The organism is Novosphingobium mississippiense, from assembly GCF_044029535.1.
GTDB lineage: Bacteria > Pseudomonadota > Alphaproteobacteria > Sphingomonadales > Sphingomonadaceae > Novosphingobium.
In genome coordinates this window covers 1,558,951-1,574,823 of sequence record NZ_CP147001.1, presented here as the reverse complement: position 1 = coordinate 1,574,823, position 15,873 = coordinate 1,558,951, and the positions used below count along the sequence as shown (strand labels likewise).

Sequence of the window (15,873 nt, the reverse complement as noted above, 5' to 3'; positions counted from 1 at the left end):
CATGACAGGGCCTTGCCAAGTCATGCTGCCGCTACCCGTCGATAGGTTATGTTTTCGATCAATAAGTAAAGCGGGCGGTCAGGCGCACGTCCCGCCCGGAGATGGGCACGAAATCGCGTGTTTCCGAGGCAGCGAGGCGTCCGGTGACATCGAACAGGTTGTCCGCCGCCAGGATCAGCGAGACCGGGCCGTTTTCGCCCATCGGGCGCCAGGTCGCGCTGAGGTTGACGAGCGTGAAGGCGCTGGTCGGGTTCTCGTTCTCGGTCACGCGGTCCTGCTTGGCGTTCCATTCCACTTCGCCGCGCAGGGTGACTGCCGGCGCGTCGAACTCCAGCCCGCCGCGCGTGCGCAGCGGCGGAATGCGGGGTACCGGGCCCATGTTCACCAGCTTGGCGTGGGTGTAGTCGACGCCGGCATCGGCCTTCAGCGAATTGTCGCCCCAGCGCGCGAAAGTCAGGGCGCCTTCGGCTTCCACGCCGCGGAAGCGGGCAGGGGCCTGAAGGTACTGGTAGACCGGGAAATCCTCGATCACTTCGCCGGTGGGCACTGCGGTGATGAAGTTGTCGAAATTGGTGCCGAACACCGTCACCGAACCGACAAAGGCGCTGCCGTTGTAGCGCAGGCCCGCTTCGACGCTGTTGCTTTTCTCAACCGTGAAGTTGGGATTGCCACGCTCGTACGACTGGGTGGCATCGTGCAGCCCGTCGACGAAAAGCTCCTCGGCCGAAGTTGCGCGTTCGCCGTGCGAATAGTTGGCGGAGAAGGTCAGCGTGTCGGTCGCATGCCAGGCGACGCCGGCAACGGCGGCATACTGGTCGAAATTGCGATGTTCGTCGGACGGGATCGTGCGAATCTGGGTATTTTCATAGCGCAGCGCGCCTTCCAGATCGAAACGGCCCACTTCCAGCTGCTGCAGCGTGAAGACGGCGAAGCGATCGGTGTTGTTGTCCGGCAGCAAGGCTTCGTCGCCGCTGATGGCGAGGCGAGCGGACGAGTACTGCACCCCGGTCGATCCGCTCCAGATGCCGCGCTTGGCCTGATCGGCCTGGAGGCGCACTTCCACGGCCTTGTTGTGGAACTGGGTGCCGATATCGCCATCCTCGATTTCGGCATGTTCGTAGTCGCCGTAAGCGCCGCGCACTTCCAGGCGCTTGAGGAAGCCGGTGAGGTTCAGGCCGGCGCGCAGATCGATACGGGTCTGGCGCAGCGAGATGCTGGTGGCCGCGGGATCGGTCGAAGGACGGGGCGGAATGCCATAGTCGTTGGCCAGGCGCTGCACCGAAACGCCGATGTCGCCGCCGTCGTCGATGAAGGCAAGGCCGCCGCCGAGCGTCCAGCCTTCGGTGCCGCTGTTGGCGATCTTGCCCTTCTGGTTGGCCTGGGTCGTCAGGGTGGCGGCGCCCGCCGCATCGCCGGCATCGGCAAGGTCGCTGGCCTGGCCAAGCGTTTCGGCCCGCAGTTCCGGCGAAAGGACGTAGCCGCCCACGTGCAGGTCATCGCTGTGGTAGTAGGATGCCTCGAAGTGGGCGACCAGGCGGCTTGCCAGCCGGACATTGGTGGCGATCCCGCCGTTCAGCATGTTCGCGGCAGTGCCGTAGGAGCCAAGCGCGTCGACGGTGAAAGCCTTGTCGGGAACGGCCCGCGGAATGCGCTTGTCGATCGCGTTGACGGCGCCGCCCGAAGGATCGCTGGCGTAGAGCAGCACGCGGGGGCCGTGGAGAACCTCGATCCGCTCCACATTCAGCGTGTCGAGCGAAACGGCGTGGTCTGCCGAAACCGAAGAGGCATCAAGCGAGCCGATACCGTCGAGCAGGACCTGAACGCGCGGACCGTCGAAGCCGCGCAGGACGGGGCGCGAAACGCCTGGCGCAAAGCCCGTACTGGATACGCCCGGCAGGCTGGACAGCATCTCACCGATCTGGGGCTTCAGATCGCGCGTCAGGCTCTCGCCGGTCAGAACCACGGGTGCACTGATCGGATCGGCATTTCCCGAGATCACGCGGCCGGAAACGATGATTTCAGGCCCGCTGTCCTGCGGGTGGCTGCTGGTGTCGGTCGCCGCATCGGCCGGCGCCGCGCCGGCCGATGCGGCACCTGTCTCTGCAAAGGCGGTGCCGGGAGTGGCAATCGCGGCAAGAGTGGCCAAGGCGCCGGCAGAGGCCAGCAAAGCGATTCGAGCGTGAGGCGTCTTCATGGGCCTTTGGCTAGGAGTGATGATATACTATATCAATAGTCAATTGCGTCATGACGGAAAATTCATGTTGCGATGCATCATGAACGATACGCGCAAAAGCCGCCCAAAGCGATGCGGGCGGCTTTTCTTCATGTCCTGAAAGGTTTGGTTCCCTTCGTCGGCGGGAACGTCAGCGGCGCGGACGCAGCCTGGGATTGGGCTGGGTGGTATCCACCAGCTTCAGGAAATCGTCGATGCGGATGATTCGTTCGAACTGAAAGCCCGATCGGCCTTCGTGCGACCAGATCATATGCGCTTCGATTCGGCCAACCACCGGCAGGCGCATGACCAGGCGTTCACCGCGCTGAAGGTCCAATTCGCCCTTGCACATGAAGCCCTGGGCCGAAAAGTTCACGATATGCAGGTGAACGTCGCCCATCTGGCGATGTTCGGCAATCAGCTTGTGATCGACCGGGTGGCGCGCCGCACGCCGTTTGTCGGTTACAGAGAGCTGTGCTCCTGCACTCATTTCCTTGTCCGCCTCTGGTTATGGCCGTGAGGCAGAACAGTGCATCAAAATGGCAAACAATCCGTAAACCCCGGCGAATATTGTATATCCGCCGGGGTGAAGTGTGCCTGATCAGCGATCAAGCGCTGCGCAGCACCGCATGTTTCTTCTTGCCGAGGCTCAGTTTACGGGTTTCTCCGGTGGCGACCTCAATCAGGAAGCCGGGATCGTCCATCGTCACATCGTCAAGCTTCACGGCGCCTTCGCCGATCTTGCGCTTGGCTTCGCCATTGGATGCGGTGAAGCCCAGTTCGGTGAGCGCCGCACCGAGGCGGACGCCTTCGCCGGTAACGTCCAGCGTCGGCAGGTCCTGGCCAAGCCCGCCGCCGGCGAAGGTGGCCTTTGCGGTGGCTTCCGCCGCCACGGCAGCGTCGTCACCACGGCAAAGCCTGGTCACTTCGTTGGCCAGCACCACCTTGGCGTCGTTGATCGCGGCACCTTCAAGCGCTTCCAGACGGGCGATCTCGTCCAGCGGCAGATCGGTGAACAGGCGCAGGAACTTGCCCACGTCGCGGTCGTCGCAATTGCGCCAGTACTGCCAGAAGTCGTAGCTGGGCAGCATTTCCTCGTTCAGCCAGACGGCGCCGGCGGCCGACTTGCCCATCTTGGCGCCGTCCGCCGTGGTCAGCAGCGGCGTCGTCAGGCCGAAGACCTCCTTGCTGTCCATGCGGCGGGTCAGTTCGACGCCGTTGATGATGTTGCCCCACTGGTCGGAGCCGCCCATCTGCAGGCGCACGTCCTTTTCCTTGCAGAGGTGGCGGAAGTCGTAGCCCTGCAGGATCATGTAGTTGAATTCGAGGAAGGTCATCGGCTGTTCGCGTTCAAGGCGCAGCTTGACCGAATCGAACGAGAGCATGCGGTTCACCGTGAAGTGCGTGCCCACTTCCTGAAGCAGCTGGATGTAGCCAAGCTGACCCAGCCAGTCCTGGTTGTTCACCATCACCGCGTCCGTCGGCCCGTCGCCGAACTTCAGCAGGCGCGAGAAGATCGAGAAGATACCCTTGATGTTGGTCTCGATCGTTTCGTCGGACAGCATCTTGCGGCTTTCGTCGCGGCCGGTGGGATCGCCGATGCGCGTGGTGCCTCCGCCCATCAGCACGATCGGCTTGTGGCCGGTCTGCTGGAGGCGGCGCAGCATCATGATCTGCACGAGGCTGCCGATGTGGAGCGACGCTGCCGTGGCGTCGAAGCCGATATAGCCCGGCACGATCTGCTTCTCTGCGAGGGCGTCAAGGCCCTCGGCATCCGTCGTCTGGTGGATGTAGCCGCGTTCTTCGAGGACGCGGAGCAGGGAAGATTTGTAGGTCATGACCGTGCTTCTTGTTAATGGGAGCGGGGCGCCTAGCATGTGAGGCGCTGGATATGAAGCGATTGGTCGCTTGCGTGGTGATATCCGGCCGAATCCGGCGCGATCCGGATTGCCAGCCCGTCACGCGGGCCATTACGGAGGCCGCCATGTCCGACCTTACCTGCCATCCGGCACATCCACCCGTTCTCGTTCGCTCGGTCGAGGCCCGCGTCATTGGCTTCGACGATGCCTGGCTGCGCGTGCGCTGGCGCATCCTGGGCGCGGGCAAGCTGGTGGTGCCGGCTTTCGCGGGCAAGGGTCGGGCGGAAGGGCTGTGGAACACCACTTGTTTCGAGCTGTTTCTCCAGCCTCCGGGCGAGGCTTCCTATGTGGAGATCAACCTCTCCCCTTCCGAGCGCTGGAACGTCTATGACTTCACCGGCCGCCGCGAAGGCATGGCCGAGCGCCCGATGCCGCGCGAGCCGGAGTGCACGATGCGCAAGGGATCGGACATCGCGATCTTCGATGCCGCCATTCCCGCCTCCGGCCTGCCGACGCTGCCGCTGAACCACGGTTTCACGGCGGTGATCGAGGAAGAAGGCGGCGTTAAGAGCTATTGGGCGCTTTCCCACAGCGGCGATGCGCCTGACTTCCACGATCCATCTTGCTTCGCACTCCCGCTTGCGGCACCCGGGCAGGCATGAAATTCGGCATCGACCGCCTGCTGGCGGACCCTGAACTGCGCAAGCCCCTTGAGGGCCGCCGCGTCGCGCTCGTCGCCCATCCTGCTTCGGTGACCGAAGACCTTGTCCACTCGCTGGACGCGCTGATCGCTGCGGGCGTGAACGTCACGAGCGCTTTCGGCCCGCAGCACGGGCTGAAGGGCGACAAGCAGGACAACATGGTCGAGACCGCCGACGAGCTGGACCCGACGTACGGTATCCCCGTCTACAGCCTTTACGGCGAAGTCCGCCGCCCCAGCGCGGCGATGATGGACAGCGCCGATGTGTTCCTGTTCGACCTGCAGGATCTTGGCTGCCGCATCTACACCTTCGTCACCACGCTGCTCTACCTGCTGGAAGCTGCCCAGAAGCAGGGCAAGAGCGTCTGGGTGCTCGATCGTCCGAACCCCGCCGGTCGCCCGGTCGAGGGGCTGACGTTGTTGCCGGGGCAGGAGAGCTTCGTCGGCGCCGGCCCGATGCCGATGCGTCACGGCCTGACGCTGGGCGAGATGGGCCACTGGTTCGTCCGCCACTTCCAGCTCGATGTCGATTACCGCGTGGTGGCGATGGAAGGGTGGGAGCCTGAAGGCCCCGGTTTCGGCTGGCCGCAGGACCGCGTCTGGATCAACCCCAGCCCGAACGCCGCCAATCTCAACATGGCCCGCGCCTATGCCGGCACGGTGATGATCGAGGGCGCAACGCTTTCGGAAGGCCGTGGCACGACCCGCCCGCTGGAAGTGCTGTTCGGCGCGCCCGATATCGATGCCAAGGCGGTCCTCGCCGAGATGCAGCGCTTCGCCCCGGAATGGCTGGAAGGTTGCGCCGTGCGCGAATGCTGGTTCGAACCGACCTTCCACAAACATGCCAAGACGCTGTGCAGCGGGCTGATGATCCATGCGGAAGGCAAGTTCTACGATCACCACGCCTTCCGCCCGTGGCGGCTTCAGGCCCTGGCGTTCAAGGCGATCCGCAACCTCTACCCCGATTACCCGATCTGGCGCGATTTCCCTTACGAGTACGAGTTCACGCGCCTTGCCATCGATGTGATCAACGGCGGACCGGGCCTGCGCGAATGGGTCGACAATCCCGCTGCACTTCCGGGTGACCTCGATGCCGCTGCCGGTGCCGACGAGGCCGCGTGGAAGGCTGAAATCGCGGACTTGCTGCTTTACTGAATGGGTTTATTGGGCCGGTGACTTGCTTGCCGGCCCATCGTTGAACGCCGGCGGCGCCTTGAGCTTGCCATCGGCCAGCACCAGCACGGGACAGCCACCGAGCCGCTTGTCCACCGCGCGGATCAGCGTTGGCTTGCCGTCATCGGCGTTTGGCGTGGTCTTCCCCGCAGCCGCATTGGCGCGCTGGATGGTGTAGCCGCATTTTGCCTTGGCGGATGGAGACTTGCCCCCACCGTTGGGCGGAGCGGCCGCGATCGTCAGGGCGGCCATCGCCAAAACCAGAACTATCTGTTTCATCGTCGCACTCCCTCTTGGGATCGATCAGGATGATCGCGCAAACCGGGCGCTTAGGAAAGGGCCCTCATGCCTTCTTGCGCGTCAGTTCCCGCATCGCCGCATCCAGCCCGTCCAGCGTCAGCGGGAACATCGCGCCGCCCATCAGGTCGCGGATCATCCGGGTCGAGCTGGAATAGCCCCACTGGATCTCCGGCGTGGGGTTGAGCCAGACCGTCGCCGGATAAGTCTGCGCCACGCGTTGCAGCCAGACCGCGCCGGCTTCCTCGTTCATGTGCTCCACCGAACCGCCGGGATGGCTGACTTCGTAGGGGCTCATCGCCGCGTCGCCCACGAAGATCACCTTGTAGTCGTGCCCGAACTTGTGGAGCAGGTCCCAGGTCGGCGTGCGCTGCGACCAGCGGCGGCGGTTATCCTTCCACACACCTTCGTAGAGGCAGTTGTGGAAGTAGAAGAACTCCATGTTCTTGAACTCGGCGCTGGCCGCGCTGAACAGTTCCTCCATCAGTTCGATGTAGGGATCCATCGACCCGCCGACGTCCAGAAACAGCAGCACTTTCACCGCATTGTGCCGCTCCGGCCGCATCACCACGTCCAGCCAGCCTTGCTTGGCCGTGCCCCGGATCGTTTCGTCCAGATCGAGTTCCTCGGCCGCGCCTTCGCGGGCAAAGCGGCGCAGGCGGCGCAGCGCCACCTTGATGTTGCGCGTGCCCAGTTCGCGCGTGTTGTCCAGATTGGCGAACTCGCGCTTTTCCCAGACCTTGATCGCGCGGCCGTGGCGGCCTTCACCGCCGATGCGGATGCCCTCGGGGTTGTAGCCTGAGTGGCCGAAGGGTGAGGTGCCGTTGGTGCCGATCCACTTGTTGCCGCCCGAGTGGCGCTTCTCCTGCTCTTCCAGGCGCTTCTTCAGCGTCTCCATGATCTCGTCCCAGGAACCCAGCGCCTTGATCTGCTCCATCTCCTCTTCGGAGAAGTAGCGTTCGGCCATCTTGCGCAGCCATTCCTCGGGAATGTCGACCGGCTGCTGACCATAGTCGGCCAGCACACCCTTGAAGACCTTCTGGAACACTTGGTCGAAGCGATCGAGCAGGCCTTCGTCCTTCACGAAGGTGGCTCGGCTGAGGTAGTAAAATGCTTCCGGCGTCCGCTCGATCACCTCGCGGTCCAGCGCTTCCAGCAGCACCAGATGCTCCTTGAGCGAGGCGGGAATGCCGGCCGCGCGCAGTTCCTCGATGAAGTTCAGCAGCATGGCAGCATCCCGTCTCGGTTGACACGGAAACGCCAGCGAAGCGAAGTGTCACCTTGTTGTGAAATCAATGGGTTATCTGTCACTTTGCGCATGACAGTGTGACTTTTCGAAACGCGCTTGCTTCCCCGGTGTCACCTTGTGCGGGGATGCAGGTAGGCGAAGTGGCCGGGGCAGGGGCCGGTGCAAGGAATCGTGCGTGGTTCATGATCCCGAACCTACACCCTTGGCCTTGGGGTAGGAAACCGGGCCGCCCTCGTCACGCGCCTGGGGGCGGTGCACCAGCGCCACCAGCACGAACGAAATGTACATCAGCAGATACCACGCGCCCAGCTTGGTCCAGTGTACCATCGCCCAGCCATGCCGCTGGTTCGGATAGATCCACGCCTGCGAGAATGTGGCCAGGTTTTCGGCGAACCAGATGAACAGGGCGACCAACAGCCAGCCCAGCAGCAGCGGCATCCAGCGATCCTGGCGCCAGACGCGGAACCAGATGCGGGTACGCAGGAACAGCGCGCCCAGCACGGCGAACAGGCCGATCCGCACATCGGGCAGCCAGTGGTGGGCAAAGAAATTGACGTAGATGACCACCGCCAGCGCAACCGAGGCGGCCTCCATCGGATAGCCGCTGAAGCGGAAGTCGAAGATGCGCCAGACGCGGGCGATATAGCTGCCGACGGCGGCGTACATGAAGCCGGAAAACAGCGGAACACCGCCGATCCGCAGCAGGTTCGCCTCTGGATACTCCCAGGATCCGTGTGCGGTCTTGAACAGTTCCATCACGGTTCCGACCACATGAAAAGCCAGGATCACCTTGGCCTCGTCCCACGTTTCCAGCCGCAACGCCAGCATCGCAAGCTGGATCGTCAATGCCGCCAGGGTCAGGAAATCGTAGCGGGCAAGGGCGGCATCCTGCGGATAGAACAGATGGGTGGCGACCAGCAGTGCCAGCAGCAGGCCGCCGAACAGGCAGGCCCAGCCTTGCTTGAAGCCGAACAGCAGGAATTCGTAGATCCACGCCCGCCACCCCGGCCGCGGCTCGAATGCTTCGAGCCGCGCGCGGATTGCCGCGAAGCGGGTGTGGGAGGGTGTGTTCACGCGGCGCCTATGCAGGCGAGGGCGGTGAAGCAGGCGGCGGAGGCGGCTGTTGCGGCCAGGTTTCCAGCGTCGTGTCGAAATGCGCCCATTCCGGCGCATCGTCGGTCCAGATCACCATTTCCGGCTTCAGCCCATGCCCGGCATCGAGCGCGCCGAGGCGGAAGGTCTGCAAATGCGGACGCGCGGAGCTTTGCGCGAAGATCTGCGTGCCGCACTGGGGGCAGAAGCTGAACGTCAGCGTATTGCCGCTCGCCGCCGCCCATGTGGAAGAGGCGAGTTCGCCGTTCAGCGTGACGTCTTCCACCTTGAAGATCGCATTGTTGGTGGGCCCGCCGGAGGCAAGCTGCTGGCACTGGCGGCACCAGCACTGGCGCGTGGCGATGGGCTCGCCCGCGATGCGGATGGTGACGGCGCCGCAGGCGCAGCGTCCGGTATAAGGTGCACTCACTGCTTCGCTTCCTTGGCTGCCGTGTCGGCGGAAATCGAGATATGTCTGGCGGTCTTGGGCGTGCGACCAACGCTGCCGATCGGTCGTTCGGAATTTATGACATCGATCGCCTGCTGGAAACTCGGCAGCGACGTGAAGCCTCGAAAGAACGATGTTGCCGTGGCCGCCCTGAGGGCAACGGAATAGTTTTGCGAGTCGCTGGGCGTAAGCGAGATGGCCTTCGAAACCTCGATGGCAACGCCGGCATCGTTGTAGGCGATGACGTAACCGTCGTTCGCGTTGCCGCGCGAATAGACGGAGAATTCTTTGCCGGAAGTGGCTTCACGGCACCATGGCGCTGCCGGTGTTTCCTCGACGGCGCCCTTTTGCCGATCCTCCAGCGCCGCTTCGAGACCGACGGAAAGGAGAAGGGCTTCGCTCATGCTGCCCTCGCTGCGCTTCGCCGTTCCCATTGGCACGGTGCCGGAGCAGGGCGTGATCGCGTAGCTGGCACCGTGCGTCCGCTCCTTGGCCGGTTGGCCGAGTGGCAGGCCCGATGCGAAATCGAGCAGGGCGTTGAAAAGCGCCTGCTCGTCAAGGCTGCCTGAAGACATGCGCATGGCCACCAGCCAATCCCCGAATGGCGCCACGGCCGAGCCGGAAGTCTGACTGTTGCCTCCAGTCAAATGGAATGCGGCGATAGATCCGCTGCCGGCAACCCCATCCCTCGGCGTGAAGGGCGTCAGGCGCGTTTCGTTGCCATCAACATTGCCAAGGCCGCCGCCATTGGCGCGAACCGTCGAAATGATGCGATCCTGCCAGATCGAGACATCGGCCAACCCGGCGCGAAACAGGAATACGCTGAGTAGGGTGTCGGTCGACCGGTCGCGGTAAGTGGCGACGATATCGGACTGGCTGTCGGTCCAGTCCTTGACCGATTCCAGCGTGAAGCGCCCGAAACTGCCCGGCAGGGCAAGCTTCGTCTCCTTGTGCCGCCATTCTTTGCCCGCCTTGTCCGAAAGAACCTTGGGATCCGCCAAGGCTGGAGCCGGGGCAAATGCAAGGCCCGTGATGGCGGTGATGAAAAGTCCGGCGCAAAGTCGGGCGCAAAGTCGAGCCATGCGCAATTCCGGCTTAAGCGTCTTCTCAGGCATGATCATTTGACTTCCCCCGTCGACCACGCGCGGCGCGCGGTGCACTTCCACCTTGCCGAAATCGAACTATGGATCAATGCCTTGCCGACCGACTTTGGGTGGTGGTGTCAGCTTCCACGGCGCGCCATGAAGGCGAGCCTTTCGAACAGCATGACGTCCTGTTCGTTCTTCAGCAAGGCACCGTGCAGCGGCGGGATCGCCTTGGTGGCGTCCTGGTTTTGCAGCACGTCCAGCGGCATGTCCTCCGCCAGCAGGAGTTTCAGCCAGTCGAGCAACTCGCTGGTGGAAGGCTTCTTCTTCAAACCGGGCACTTCGCGCAGCTCGTAGAAGATTTCCATCGCGCGGGTGACCAGCGTTTTCTGGATGCCGGGAAAGTGCACGTCGACGATGGCCTGCATCGTCTCGCGATCCGGGAACTTGATGTAGTGAAAGAAACAGCGGCGCAGGAAGGCGTCCGGTAGGTCCTTCTCGTTGTTGGAGGTAATGATGACGATCGGGCGTTCGGCGGCGGCGACATGCTCGCCCGTCTCGTAAACGTCAAAGGCCATGCGATCGAGTTCGGCCAGAAGGTCGTTGGGAAACTCGATATCCGCCTTGTCGATCTCGTCGATCAGCAGCACCGGCAGGCGGGGCGAGGTGAACGCCTCCCACAGCTTGCCCTTGCGGATGTAGTTGTTGATGTCGTGAACGCGCGCATCGCCCAGCTGGCCGTCGCGCAGGCGGCCGACCGCGTCGTATTCGTAAAGGCCCTGATGCGCCTTGGTGGTGGACTTGACGTTCCAGGTGATCAGCGGTGCGTCGAGCGATGCGGCGATCTGCTCGGCCAGTACGGTCTTGCCGGTGCCGGGCTCACCCTTCACCAGCAGCGGGCGGCGCAGCAGGACGGCGGCATTCACCGCGACTTTCAGATCGTCGGTGGCGACGTAGCTGCTGGTGCCTTCGAAACGCTGCATCATCTGTCCCTTGATTTTTCGGCCCTTAACCGATCGCTTAAAGCGTAGATTTTGCGTCGCAGCATGGCAAGCGATGTGTGGGGGGCATGGACTTCGCCGCCGGGGCGTTGCAATCAATCGCGCATGGGGGCTGATTTCCTGCGCGAAATGAACTGGCTGGGCGTGGCGCGCGTGCGGGGATACCTGCGCCTGCTGGCCCTGCTCAACGCGGCGATGCTGGTCTGGCTGCTGGTCGGTTCGCATGGCGGGGTGGATGCCAACGGCTTCCTGCTGGGCAGCGACTTCATCAGTTTTTGGACGACCGGGCGGATGCTGATCGCGCATGGCGATCCCTACGACGCGGCGGCGCACATCGCCGCGCAGCGGGGCTGGTTCGCCTCTCCCACCGGCTATACCGCGTTCTTCTACCCACCTTCATTCCTGCCGTTTTGCTGGCCGTTGGGGTGGCTGGGGTATTTTCCGGCGCTGGCGGCATGGCTGCTGGCGACGGGTGTACTCTACTGCGCCGCCGTGCGCGTCTGGTGGCACGGCCTGGACGCCCGGCTGTCGGTCTGGCTGCCATTGGCGGCGTTTCCGGCGATGCCGATCGTCGTGACTCACGGCCAGACGTCATGGCTCGTTGCCGCATTGCTGGGCACGGGGGTGGTCATGATCCGGCGGCAGCCGCTGCTGGCCGGGCTCTGCCTTGGGCTGGCGACGGTGAAGCCGCAGTTCGGCCTGCTGGTGCCGCTGGCGCTGCTGGCTTCGCGCGAATGGCGGGTGTTCCTTTTTGCGGGCCTTGCGGCGCTGGCGCTGGCGGTGCTGTCCGCACTGGCTTTCGGGCCGGAACTCTGGGTGCATTGGCTGGGGGCGTCCACGCGGGCGCAGGTGGCGATGGCCGATGGAGCGGTGGGGTTCGGAAAGATGGTCAGCCCGTTCGCGGCGCTGCGTCTGCTGGGTGTGTCGACGGTTGGAGCCTATGCGGCGCAGGGGGCGATCACAGCTGTAGTGGCCGCCCTTGTGGTCGTGGCCGGGTGGGGCAGGCGCTGGGGGACAGGCCTTGCCGCGCTGGTGCTGGCGGGGGCACCGCTGGCGACGCCCTTCGTGCTCGATTACGACATGGTGCTGCTGGCCTTCCCGATGGTGTGGCTGGTGGGTGAGGGGTTGCGCGGCGGCTTTGCCCCTTATGAAAAGCTGGCCTTGCTGCTGGCCTTCGCGGCCCCGGCATTCGCCCGGCCGCTGGCGATGAACCTTTCGGTTCCGATCATGCCGCTGGTGCTGCTGGCCTTTTTCGCGGTAATCTGGCGGCGGGCAACCTCGGCCGCCCACGTGCACGCCCACGCGCATTGCGGCGAGGAGCCCGAACCGGAAGGAGCCTGACTTGCCCGAGAACAAGCCCCGCGCTGCGCGCAACATTGCGCTGCTGATCGATGCCGACAACGCCTCGCCCAGCAATCTGGAGGCGGCGCTTACCATCCTTGGCGATCTCGGCTCGGTCAACGTGCGGCGGGTCTACGGGAACTGGAGCAAGGTTTCGCTGAAGGGCTGGTCGAAGCTGGTGCTGCGCCACGCGTTGGAACCGCAGCAGCAGTTCGACGTGACCAAGGGCAAGAACGCCACCGACATGAAGATGACCATCGATGCGATGGACCTTCTCTACGGCGGCCATATCGACGGTTTCGGCCTGATGACCAGCGACAGCGACTTCATGCCGCTGGCCATCCGCATCCGCCAGAACGGCACGCCGGTCTATGGCTTCGGCACAAGCCGCACGCCGGAGGCCTTTCGTGAGGCTTGCACCCGTTTCATCGACCTTGAGACGCTGCCGGATGCGGATGCCGGCGAAGATGCGGCGCAGGCAGTGGCGGTGCCGCCGGTCGATGCCGATCTCGTCAAGCTGATCGGGGAAGGGTGGCGGGCCAGCAAGCGCGACGAGAACGGCTATGCCAGCCTTTCCGAAGTGGGGCAGCGCGTGGCCAACCGATCCAGCTTCGATGCGCGCAGCTACGGCTTTTCTCGCCTGTCCGAACTCGTGCAGACATTGCCGAACTTCGCCACGGAAAAGCGCGATAGCGGGTTGTTCATCAAGCGGATGCGCTGAGGCGGCGATGCGCACGGCGGCTGCTAGGCCGTTGCGTTGGATCGGCCTTTCGGGACGGTTGGTGGCGGGCATGCTGGCGACGGCAGTGGCGCTATGGGGCTTGAGCTACCTGTTTCGCGACACTTCGTCGATCGGGTCGAATTTGACGGACAATCGCGCGGGCGTGCGGGTGCTGATCGCTCACGCTTCGCTAGCCGGGATCGCACTGCTTGCCGGCCCATGGCAGTTCATCGCGGCTTGGCGGAGCAAGGCTCGGGGGCTGCACCGATGGATCGGCCGGATCTATGCTTGCGCCTGTCTATTCGGTGGCCTTGCCGGTGCGGCACTGGCGTGGGGCACGACGGCGGGCCCGGTTGCCGGGACAGGCTTCTTCCTTCTGGCAGTAAGCTGGATGAGCTGCACCACGCTCGGCTGGTTCACCGCCTTGCGGCGCGATTTCGTGCGACACAGACGCTGGATGATCCGCAGCTTCGCACTGACTTTCGCGGCTGTTACCTTGCGGATCTACCTGCCGCTCTCTCAGATCGCGGGTATCGATTTCCTGACGGCCTATATCGCCATTGCGTGGCTGTGCTGGGTGCCCAACCTGATCGCCGTCGAGCTTTGGCTGCGGCGTCATCCGCGACCGGCACCGGGGGCGGTGCCGGCCTGAGCCTTCAGGCGTCGATCAGTTCCGGATCGATCTCGCCCGCGCGGTTCTGGATGAACATGAAGCGGTGTTCGGGGTTGCGGCCCATCAGGCGGTCGACAAGGTCCTTCACCGCAGCGCGACCTTCATATTCAGGCGGCAGGGTGATGCGGATCAGCGAGCGGCTGTCCGGGCTCATCGTCGTTTCGCGCAACTGCTGGGGATTCATCTCACCCAGGCCCTTGAAGCGGCCGACTTCCACTTTCTTGCCCTTGAACATGGTCTTTTCCAGTTCCGCGCGGTGCTCGTCGTCGCGGGCATAGGCGGAGGTGGAGCCGGAAGTGAGGCGATAGAGCGGCGGCTGGGCGAGATAGAGGTGCCCGCGTCGCACGATTTCCGGCATTTCCTGGAAGAAGAACGTCATCAGCAGCGTGGCGATATGCGCACCGTCGACGTCGGCGTCGGTCATGATGACGATACGGTCGTAGCGCAAGTCGTCGGCGTTGCAGTCCTTGCGCGTGCCGCAGCCAAGCGCGAGGCCGAGGTCGGCAATTTCCTGATTGGCGCGGATCTTGTCCGCCGTGGCGCTGGCGACGTTCAGGATCTTGCCGCGGATCGGCAGGATCGCCTGCGTCTTGCGGTTACGGGCCTGCTTGGCCGAGCCGCCTGCCGAATCGCCTTCGACGATGAAGAGTTCGGTTTCGCCGTCGCCTTCGCCCGAACAGTCGGTCAGCTTGCCGGGCAGGCGCAGCTTCTTGGCGTTGGTGGCGGTCTTGCGCTTGACCTCACGCTCCGCCTTGCGGCGCAGGCGATCGTCCATCCGCTCCATCACCGCGCCCAGCAGCGCCTTGCCGCGCTCCATGTTGTCGGTGAGGAAGTGGTCGAAGTGATCGCGCACCGCCGCTTCCACCATGCGCGCGGCTTCGGGACTGGTGAGGCGATCCTTGGTCTGACTCTGGAACTGCGGATCGCGAATGAAGACCGAGAGCATCACTTCGCTGCCGGTCACCACGTCGTCCGGCGTGATGTCCTTGGCTTTCTTCTGCTGGCCGACGAGATCGGCGAAGGCGCGCACGCCCTTGGTCAGCGCGGCGCGCAGACCCTGTTCGTGGGTGCCGCCATCAGGCGTCGGGATCGTGTTGCAGTACCAGGAATAGGAACCGTCCGAATAGAGCGGCCAGGCGATCGCCCATTCCACGCGACCCTGTTCGGAACCGTCATCCCCGCGGGGAAATTCCTGACTGCCGGAGAAGAACTGCGTGGTCACGCACTCGCGGCTGCCGATCTGCTCGGCCAGGTGATCGGCCAGACCGCCGGGGAACTGGAAGGTGGCTTCGGCCGGAATGCCGTCCACCGCGAGCGAGGGCGAGCACTTCCAGCGGATTTCCACGCCGGCGAAGAGATAGGCCTTCGAGCGTACCAGCTTGAACAGCCGCGCGGGCTTGAATTTCTGGTCCCCGAAAATCTCGATGTCGGGCGTGAAGGTGACGGCGGTGCCGCGCCGGTTGGGCGCCGCGCCGACCTTCTGGAGTGGGCCGAGCGTCTGCCCGCGCGAGAATTCCTGCGCGAACAGCTCCTTGTTGCGCGCCACTTCCACGCGGGTCTTCACCGAAAGGGCGTTGACCACCGAGATGCCGACGCCGTGCAGACCGCCGGAGGTGGCATAGGCCTTGCCGGAGAACTTGCCGCCCGAGTGCAGGGTGGAAAGGATCACTTCCAGCGCCGACTTGCCGGGATACTTGGGATGCTCGTCCACCGGGATGCCGCGGCCGTTGTCGGTGATGGTCAGGCGCCCTGCGGTGCCCGGCTCCTCTTCCAGCGTCACCTCGATACGGTTGGCGTGGCCGGCGACGGCTTCGTCCATCGCGTTATCGAGCACTTCGGCGGCAAGGTGGTGCAGGGCCCGTTCGTCGGTGCCACCGATGTACATGCCCGGGCGACGGCGGACGGGCTCAAGCCCCTCCAGCACTTCGATTGCCGAACCGTCGTAGGTTTCACCGCCCGCGGAGGGGAGCTTGTCGAAGAGGTCGTCGGACATGGGCGCGACTATAGGCAGGCGGAAAAACC

15 protein-coding genes are annotated in these 15,873 nt (G+C 64.2%); 5 read left to right on the top strand and 10 right to left on the bottom strand.

Annotated features, from left to right (window positions below):
* Nucleotides 1-58: 58 nt before the first annotated feature.
* From WBP06_RS07365 to tyrS, 3 genes are all read right to left on the bottom strand, one after another.
* Nucleotides 59-2,194, bottom strand: coding sequence for a TonB-dependent receptor (locus WBP06_RS07365; protein WP_395333344.1), 2,136 nt, complete (start codon nt 2,192-2,194; stop codon nt 59-61).
* Nucleotides 2,195-2,363: 169 nt separating this feature from the next.
* A complete protein-coding gene (locus WBP06_RS07360; protein WP_395333341.1) occupies nt 2,364-2,702 on the bottom strand; it encodes a PilZ domain-containing protein in 339 nt (112 codons plus the stop codon).
* A 118-nt stretch (nt 2,703-2,820) separates the two neighbouring features.
* Nucleotides 2,821-4,050, bottom strand: coding sequence for a tyrosine--tRNA ligase (tyrS, locus tag WBP06_RS07355; RefSeq protein WP_395333338.1), 1,230 nt, complete (start codon nt 4,048-4,050; stop codon nt 2,821-2,823).
* A gap of 146 nt (nt 4,051-4,196) precedes the next feature.
* Here tyrS and WBP06_RS07350 point away from each other — a divergent pair, with 146 nt between their 5' ends.
* Entirely contained in the window at nt 4,197-4,733 is a 537-nt protein-coding gene (locus WBP06_RS07350) for a DOMON-like domain-containing protein (RefSeq protein ID WP_395333336.1), read from the top strand.
* Nucleotides 4,730-5,926: an exo-beta-N-acetylmuramidase NamZ domain-containing protein gene (locus tag WBP06_RS07345; RefSeq protein WP_395333334.1), complete on the top strand. Its 1,197-nt coding sequence runs from the start codon at nt 4,730-4,732 to the stop codon at nt 5,924-5,926. The genes WBP06_RS07350 and WBP06_RS07345 overlap by 4 nt, the downstream gene beginning before the upstream one ends.
* A gap of 6 nt (nt 5,927-5,932) precedes the next feature.
* Here WBP06_RS07345 and WBP06_RS07340 read toward each other — a convergent pair whose 3' ends face one another.
* The 6 genes from WBP06_RS07340 to WBP06_RS07315 form a co-directional block, all read right to left on the bottom strand.
* On the bottom strand, nt 5,933-6,223 hold the full coding sequence (locus WBP06_RS07340; RefSeq protein ID WP_395333332.1) for a hypothetical protein: 291 nt from the start codon (nt 6,221-6,223) through the stop codon (nt 5,933-5,935).
* A 64-nt stretch (nt 6,224-6,287) separates the two neighbouring features.
* Complete coding sequence (locus WBP06_RS07335; protein WP_395333330.1) at nt 6,288-7,469, bottom strand: VWA domain-containing protein; 1,182 nt, start codon at nt 7,467-7,469, stop codon at nt 6,288-6,290.
* Nucleotides 7,470-7,670: 201 nt separating this feature from the next.
* Entirely contained in the window at nt 7,671-8,564 is an 894-nt protein-coding gene (locus WBP06_RS07330) for a DUF817 domain-containing protein (protein WP_395333328.1), read from the bottom strand.
* Nucleotides 8,565-8,571: 7 nt separating this feature from the next.
* The gene (locus WBP06_RS07325) at nt 8,572-9,012 is read right to left on the bottom strand and encodes a GFA family protein (RefSeq protein WP_395333326.1); all 441 of its coding nucleotides are present in this window, start codon (nt 9,010-9,012) and stop codon (nt 8,572-8,574) included.
* Nucleotides 9,009-10,151, bottom strand: coding sequence for a hypothetical protein (locus tag WBP06_RS07320; RefSeq protein ID WP_395333323.1), 1,143 nt, complete (start codon nt 10,149-10,151; stop codon nt 9,009-9,011). Before WBP06_RS07320 ends, WBP06_RS07325 begins: the two co-directional genes overlap by 4 nt.
* A gap of 101 nt (nt 10,152-10,252) precedes the next feature.
* Nucleotides 10,253-11,098 (bottom strand): AAA family ATPase, encoded by an 846-nt coding sequence (locus WBP06_RS07315; RefSeq protein ID WP_395334077.1) that lies wholly within the window; start codon nt 11,096-11,098, stop codon nt 10,253-10,255.
* 123 nt (nt 11,099-11,221) lie between these two features.
* Between WBP06_RS07315 and WBP06_RS07310 the strand changes: the two genes are divergently transcribed.
* Genes WBP06_RS07310 through WBP06_RS07300 form a run of 3 tightly spaced genes read left to right on the top strand, consistent with a single transcriptional unit; the run spans nt 11,222 to nt 13,830 of the window.
* Nucleotides 11,222-12,457, top strand: a complete 1,236-nt coding sequence (locus tag WBP06_RS07310) for a glycosyltransferase family 87 protein (RefSeq protein ID WP_395333321.1) — start codon at nt 11,222-11,224, stop codon at nt 12,455-12,457.
* A 1-nt stretch (nt 12,458) separates the two neighbouring features.
* Complete coding sequence (locus tag WBP06_RS07305; RefSeq protein WP_395333319.1) at nt 12,459-13,178, top strand: NYN domain-containing protein; 720 nt, start codon at nt 12,459-12,461, stop codon at nt 13,176-13,178.
* Between the two features lie 7 nt (nt 13,179-13,185).
* Nucleotides 13,186-13,830: a DUF2306 domain-containing protein gene (locus WBP06_RS07300; protein ID WP_395333317.1), complete on the top strand. Its 645-nt coding sequence runs from the start codon at nt 13,186-13,188 to the stop codon at nt 13,828-13,830.
* Between the two features lie 4 nt (nt 13,831-13,834).
* On the opposite strand, the gene parE is transcribed toward WBP06_RS07300, so the two are convergent.
* Nucleotides 13,835-15,844, bottom strand: coding sequence for a DNA topoisomerase IV subunit B (parE, locus tag WBP06_RS07295; RefSeq protein ID WP_395333315.1), 2,010 nt, complete (start codon nt 15,842-15,844; stop codon nt 13,835-13,837).
* Nucleotides 15,845-15,873: the final 29 nt, after the last annotated feature.

Coding starts and splice junctions, on each gene's coding strand:
- WBP06_RS07350 (WP_395333336.1), top strand. CDS start 4,197: ATGTCCGACCTTACCTGCCATCCGGCACATCCACCCGTTCTCGTTCGC.
- WBP06_RS07320 (WP_395333323.1), bottom strand. CDS start 10,151: ATGATCATGCCTGAGAAGACGCTTAAGCCGGAATTGCGCATGGCTCGA.
- WBP06_RS07345 (WP_395333334.1), top strand. CDS start 4,730: ATGAAATTCGGCATCGACCGCCTGCTGGCGGACCCTGAACTGCGCAAG.
- tyrS (WP_395333338.1), bottom strand. CDS start 4,050: ATGACCTACAAATCTTCCCTGCTCCGCGTCCTCGAAGAACGCGGCTAC.
- WBP06_RS07340 (WP_395333332.1), bottom strand. CDS start 6,223: ATGAAACAGATAGTTCTGGTTTTGGCGATGGCCGCCCTGACGATCGCG.
- WBP06_RS07365 (WP_395333344.1), bottom strand. CDS start 2,194: ATGAAGACGCCTCACGCTCGAATCGCTTTGCTGGCCTCTGCCGGCGCC.
- WBP06_RS07310 (WP_395333321.1), top strand. CDS start 11,222: ATGGGGGCTGATTTCCTGCGCGAAATGAACTGGCTGGGCGTGGCGCGC.
- WBP06_RS07335 (WP_395333330.1), bottom strand. CDS start 7,469: ATGCTGCTGAACTTCATCGAGGAACTGCGCGCGGCCGGCATTCCCGCC.
- parE (WP_395333315.1), bottom strand. CDS start 15,844: ATGTCCGACGACCTCTTCGACAAGCTCCCCTCCGCGGGCGGTGAAACC.
- WBP06_RS07315 (WP_395334077.1), bottom strand. CDS start 11,098: ATGCAGCGTTTCGAAGGCACCAGCAGCTACGTCGCCACCGACGATCTG.
- WBP06_RS07360 (WP_395333341.1), bottom strand. CDS start 2,702: ATGAGTGCAGGAGCACAGCTCTCTGTAACCGACAAACGGCGTGCGGCG.
- WBP06_RS07300 (WP_395333317.1), top strand. CDS start 13,186: ATGCGCACGGCGGCTGCTAGGCCGTTGCGTTGGATCGGCCTTTCGGGA.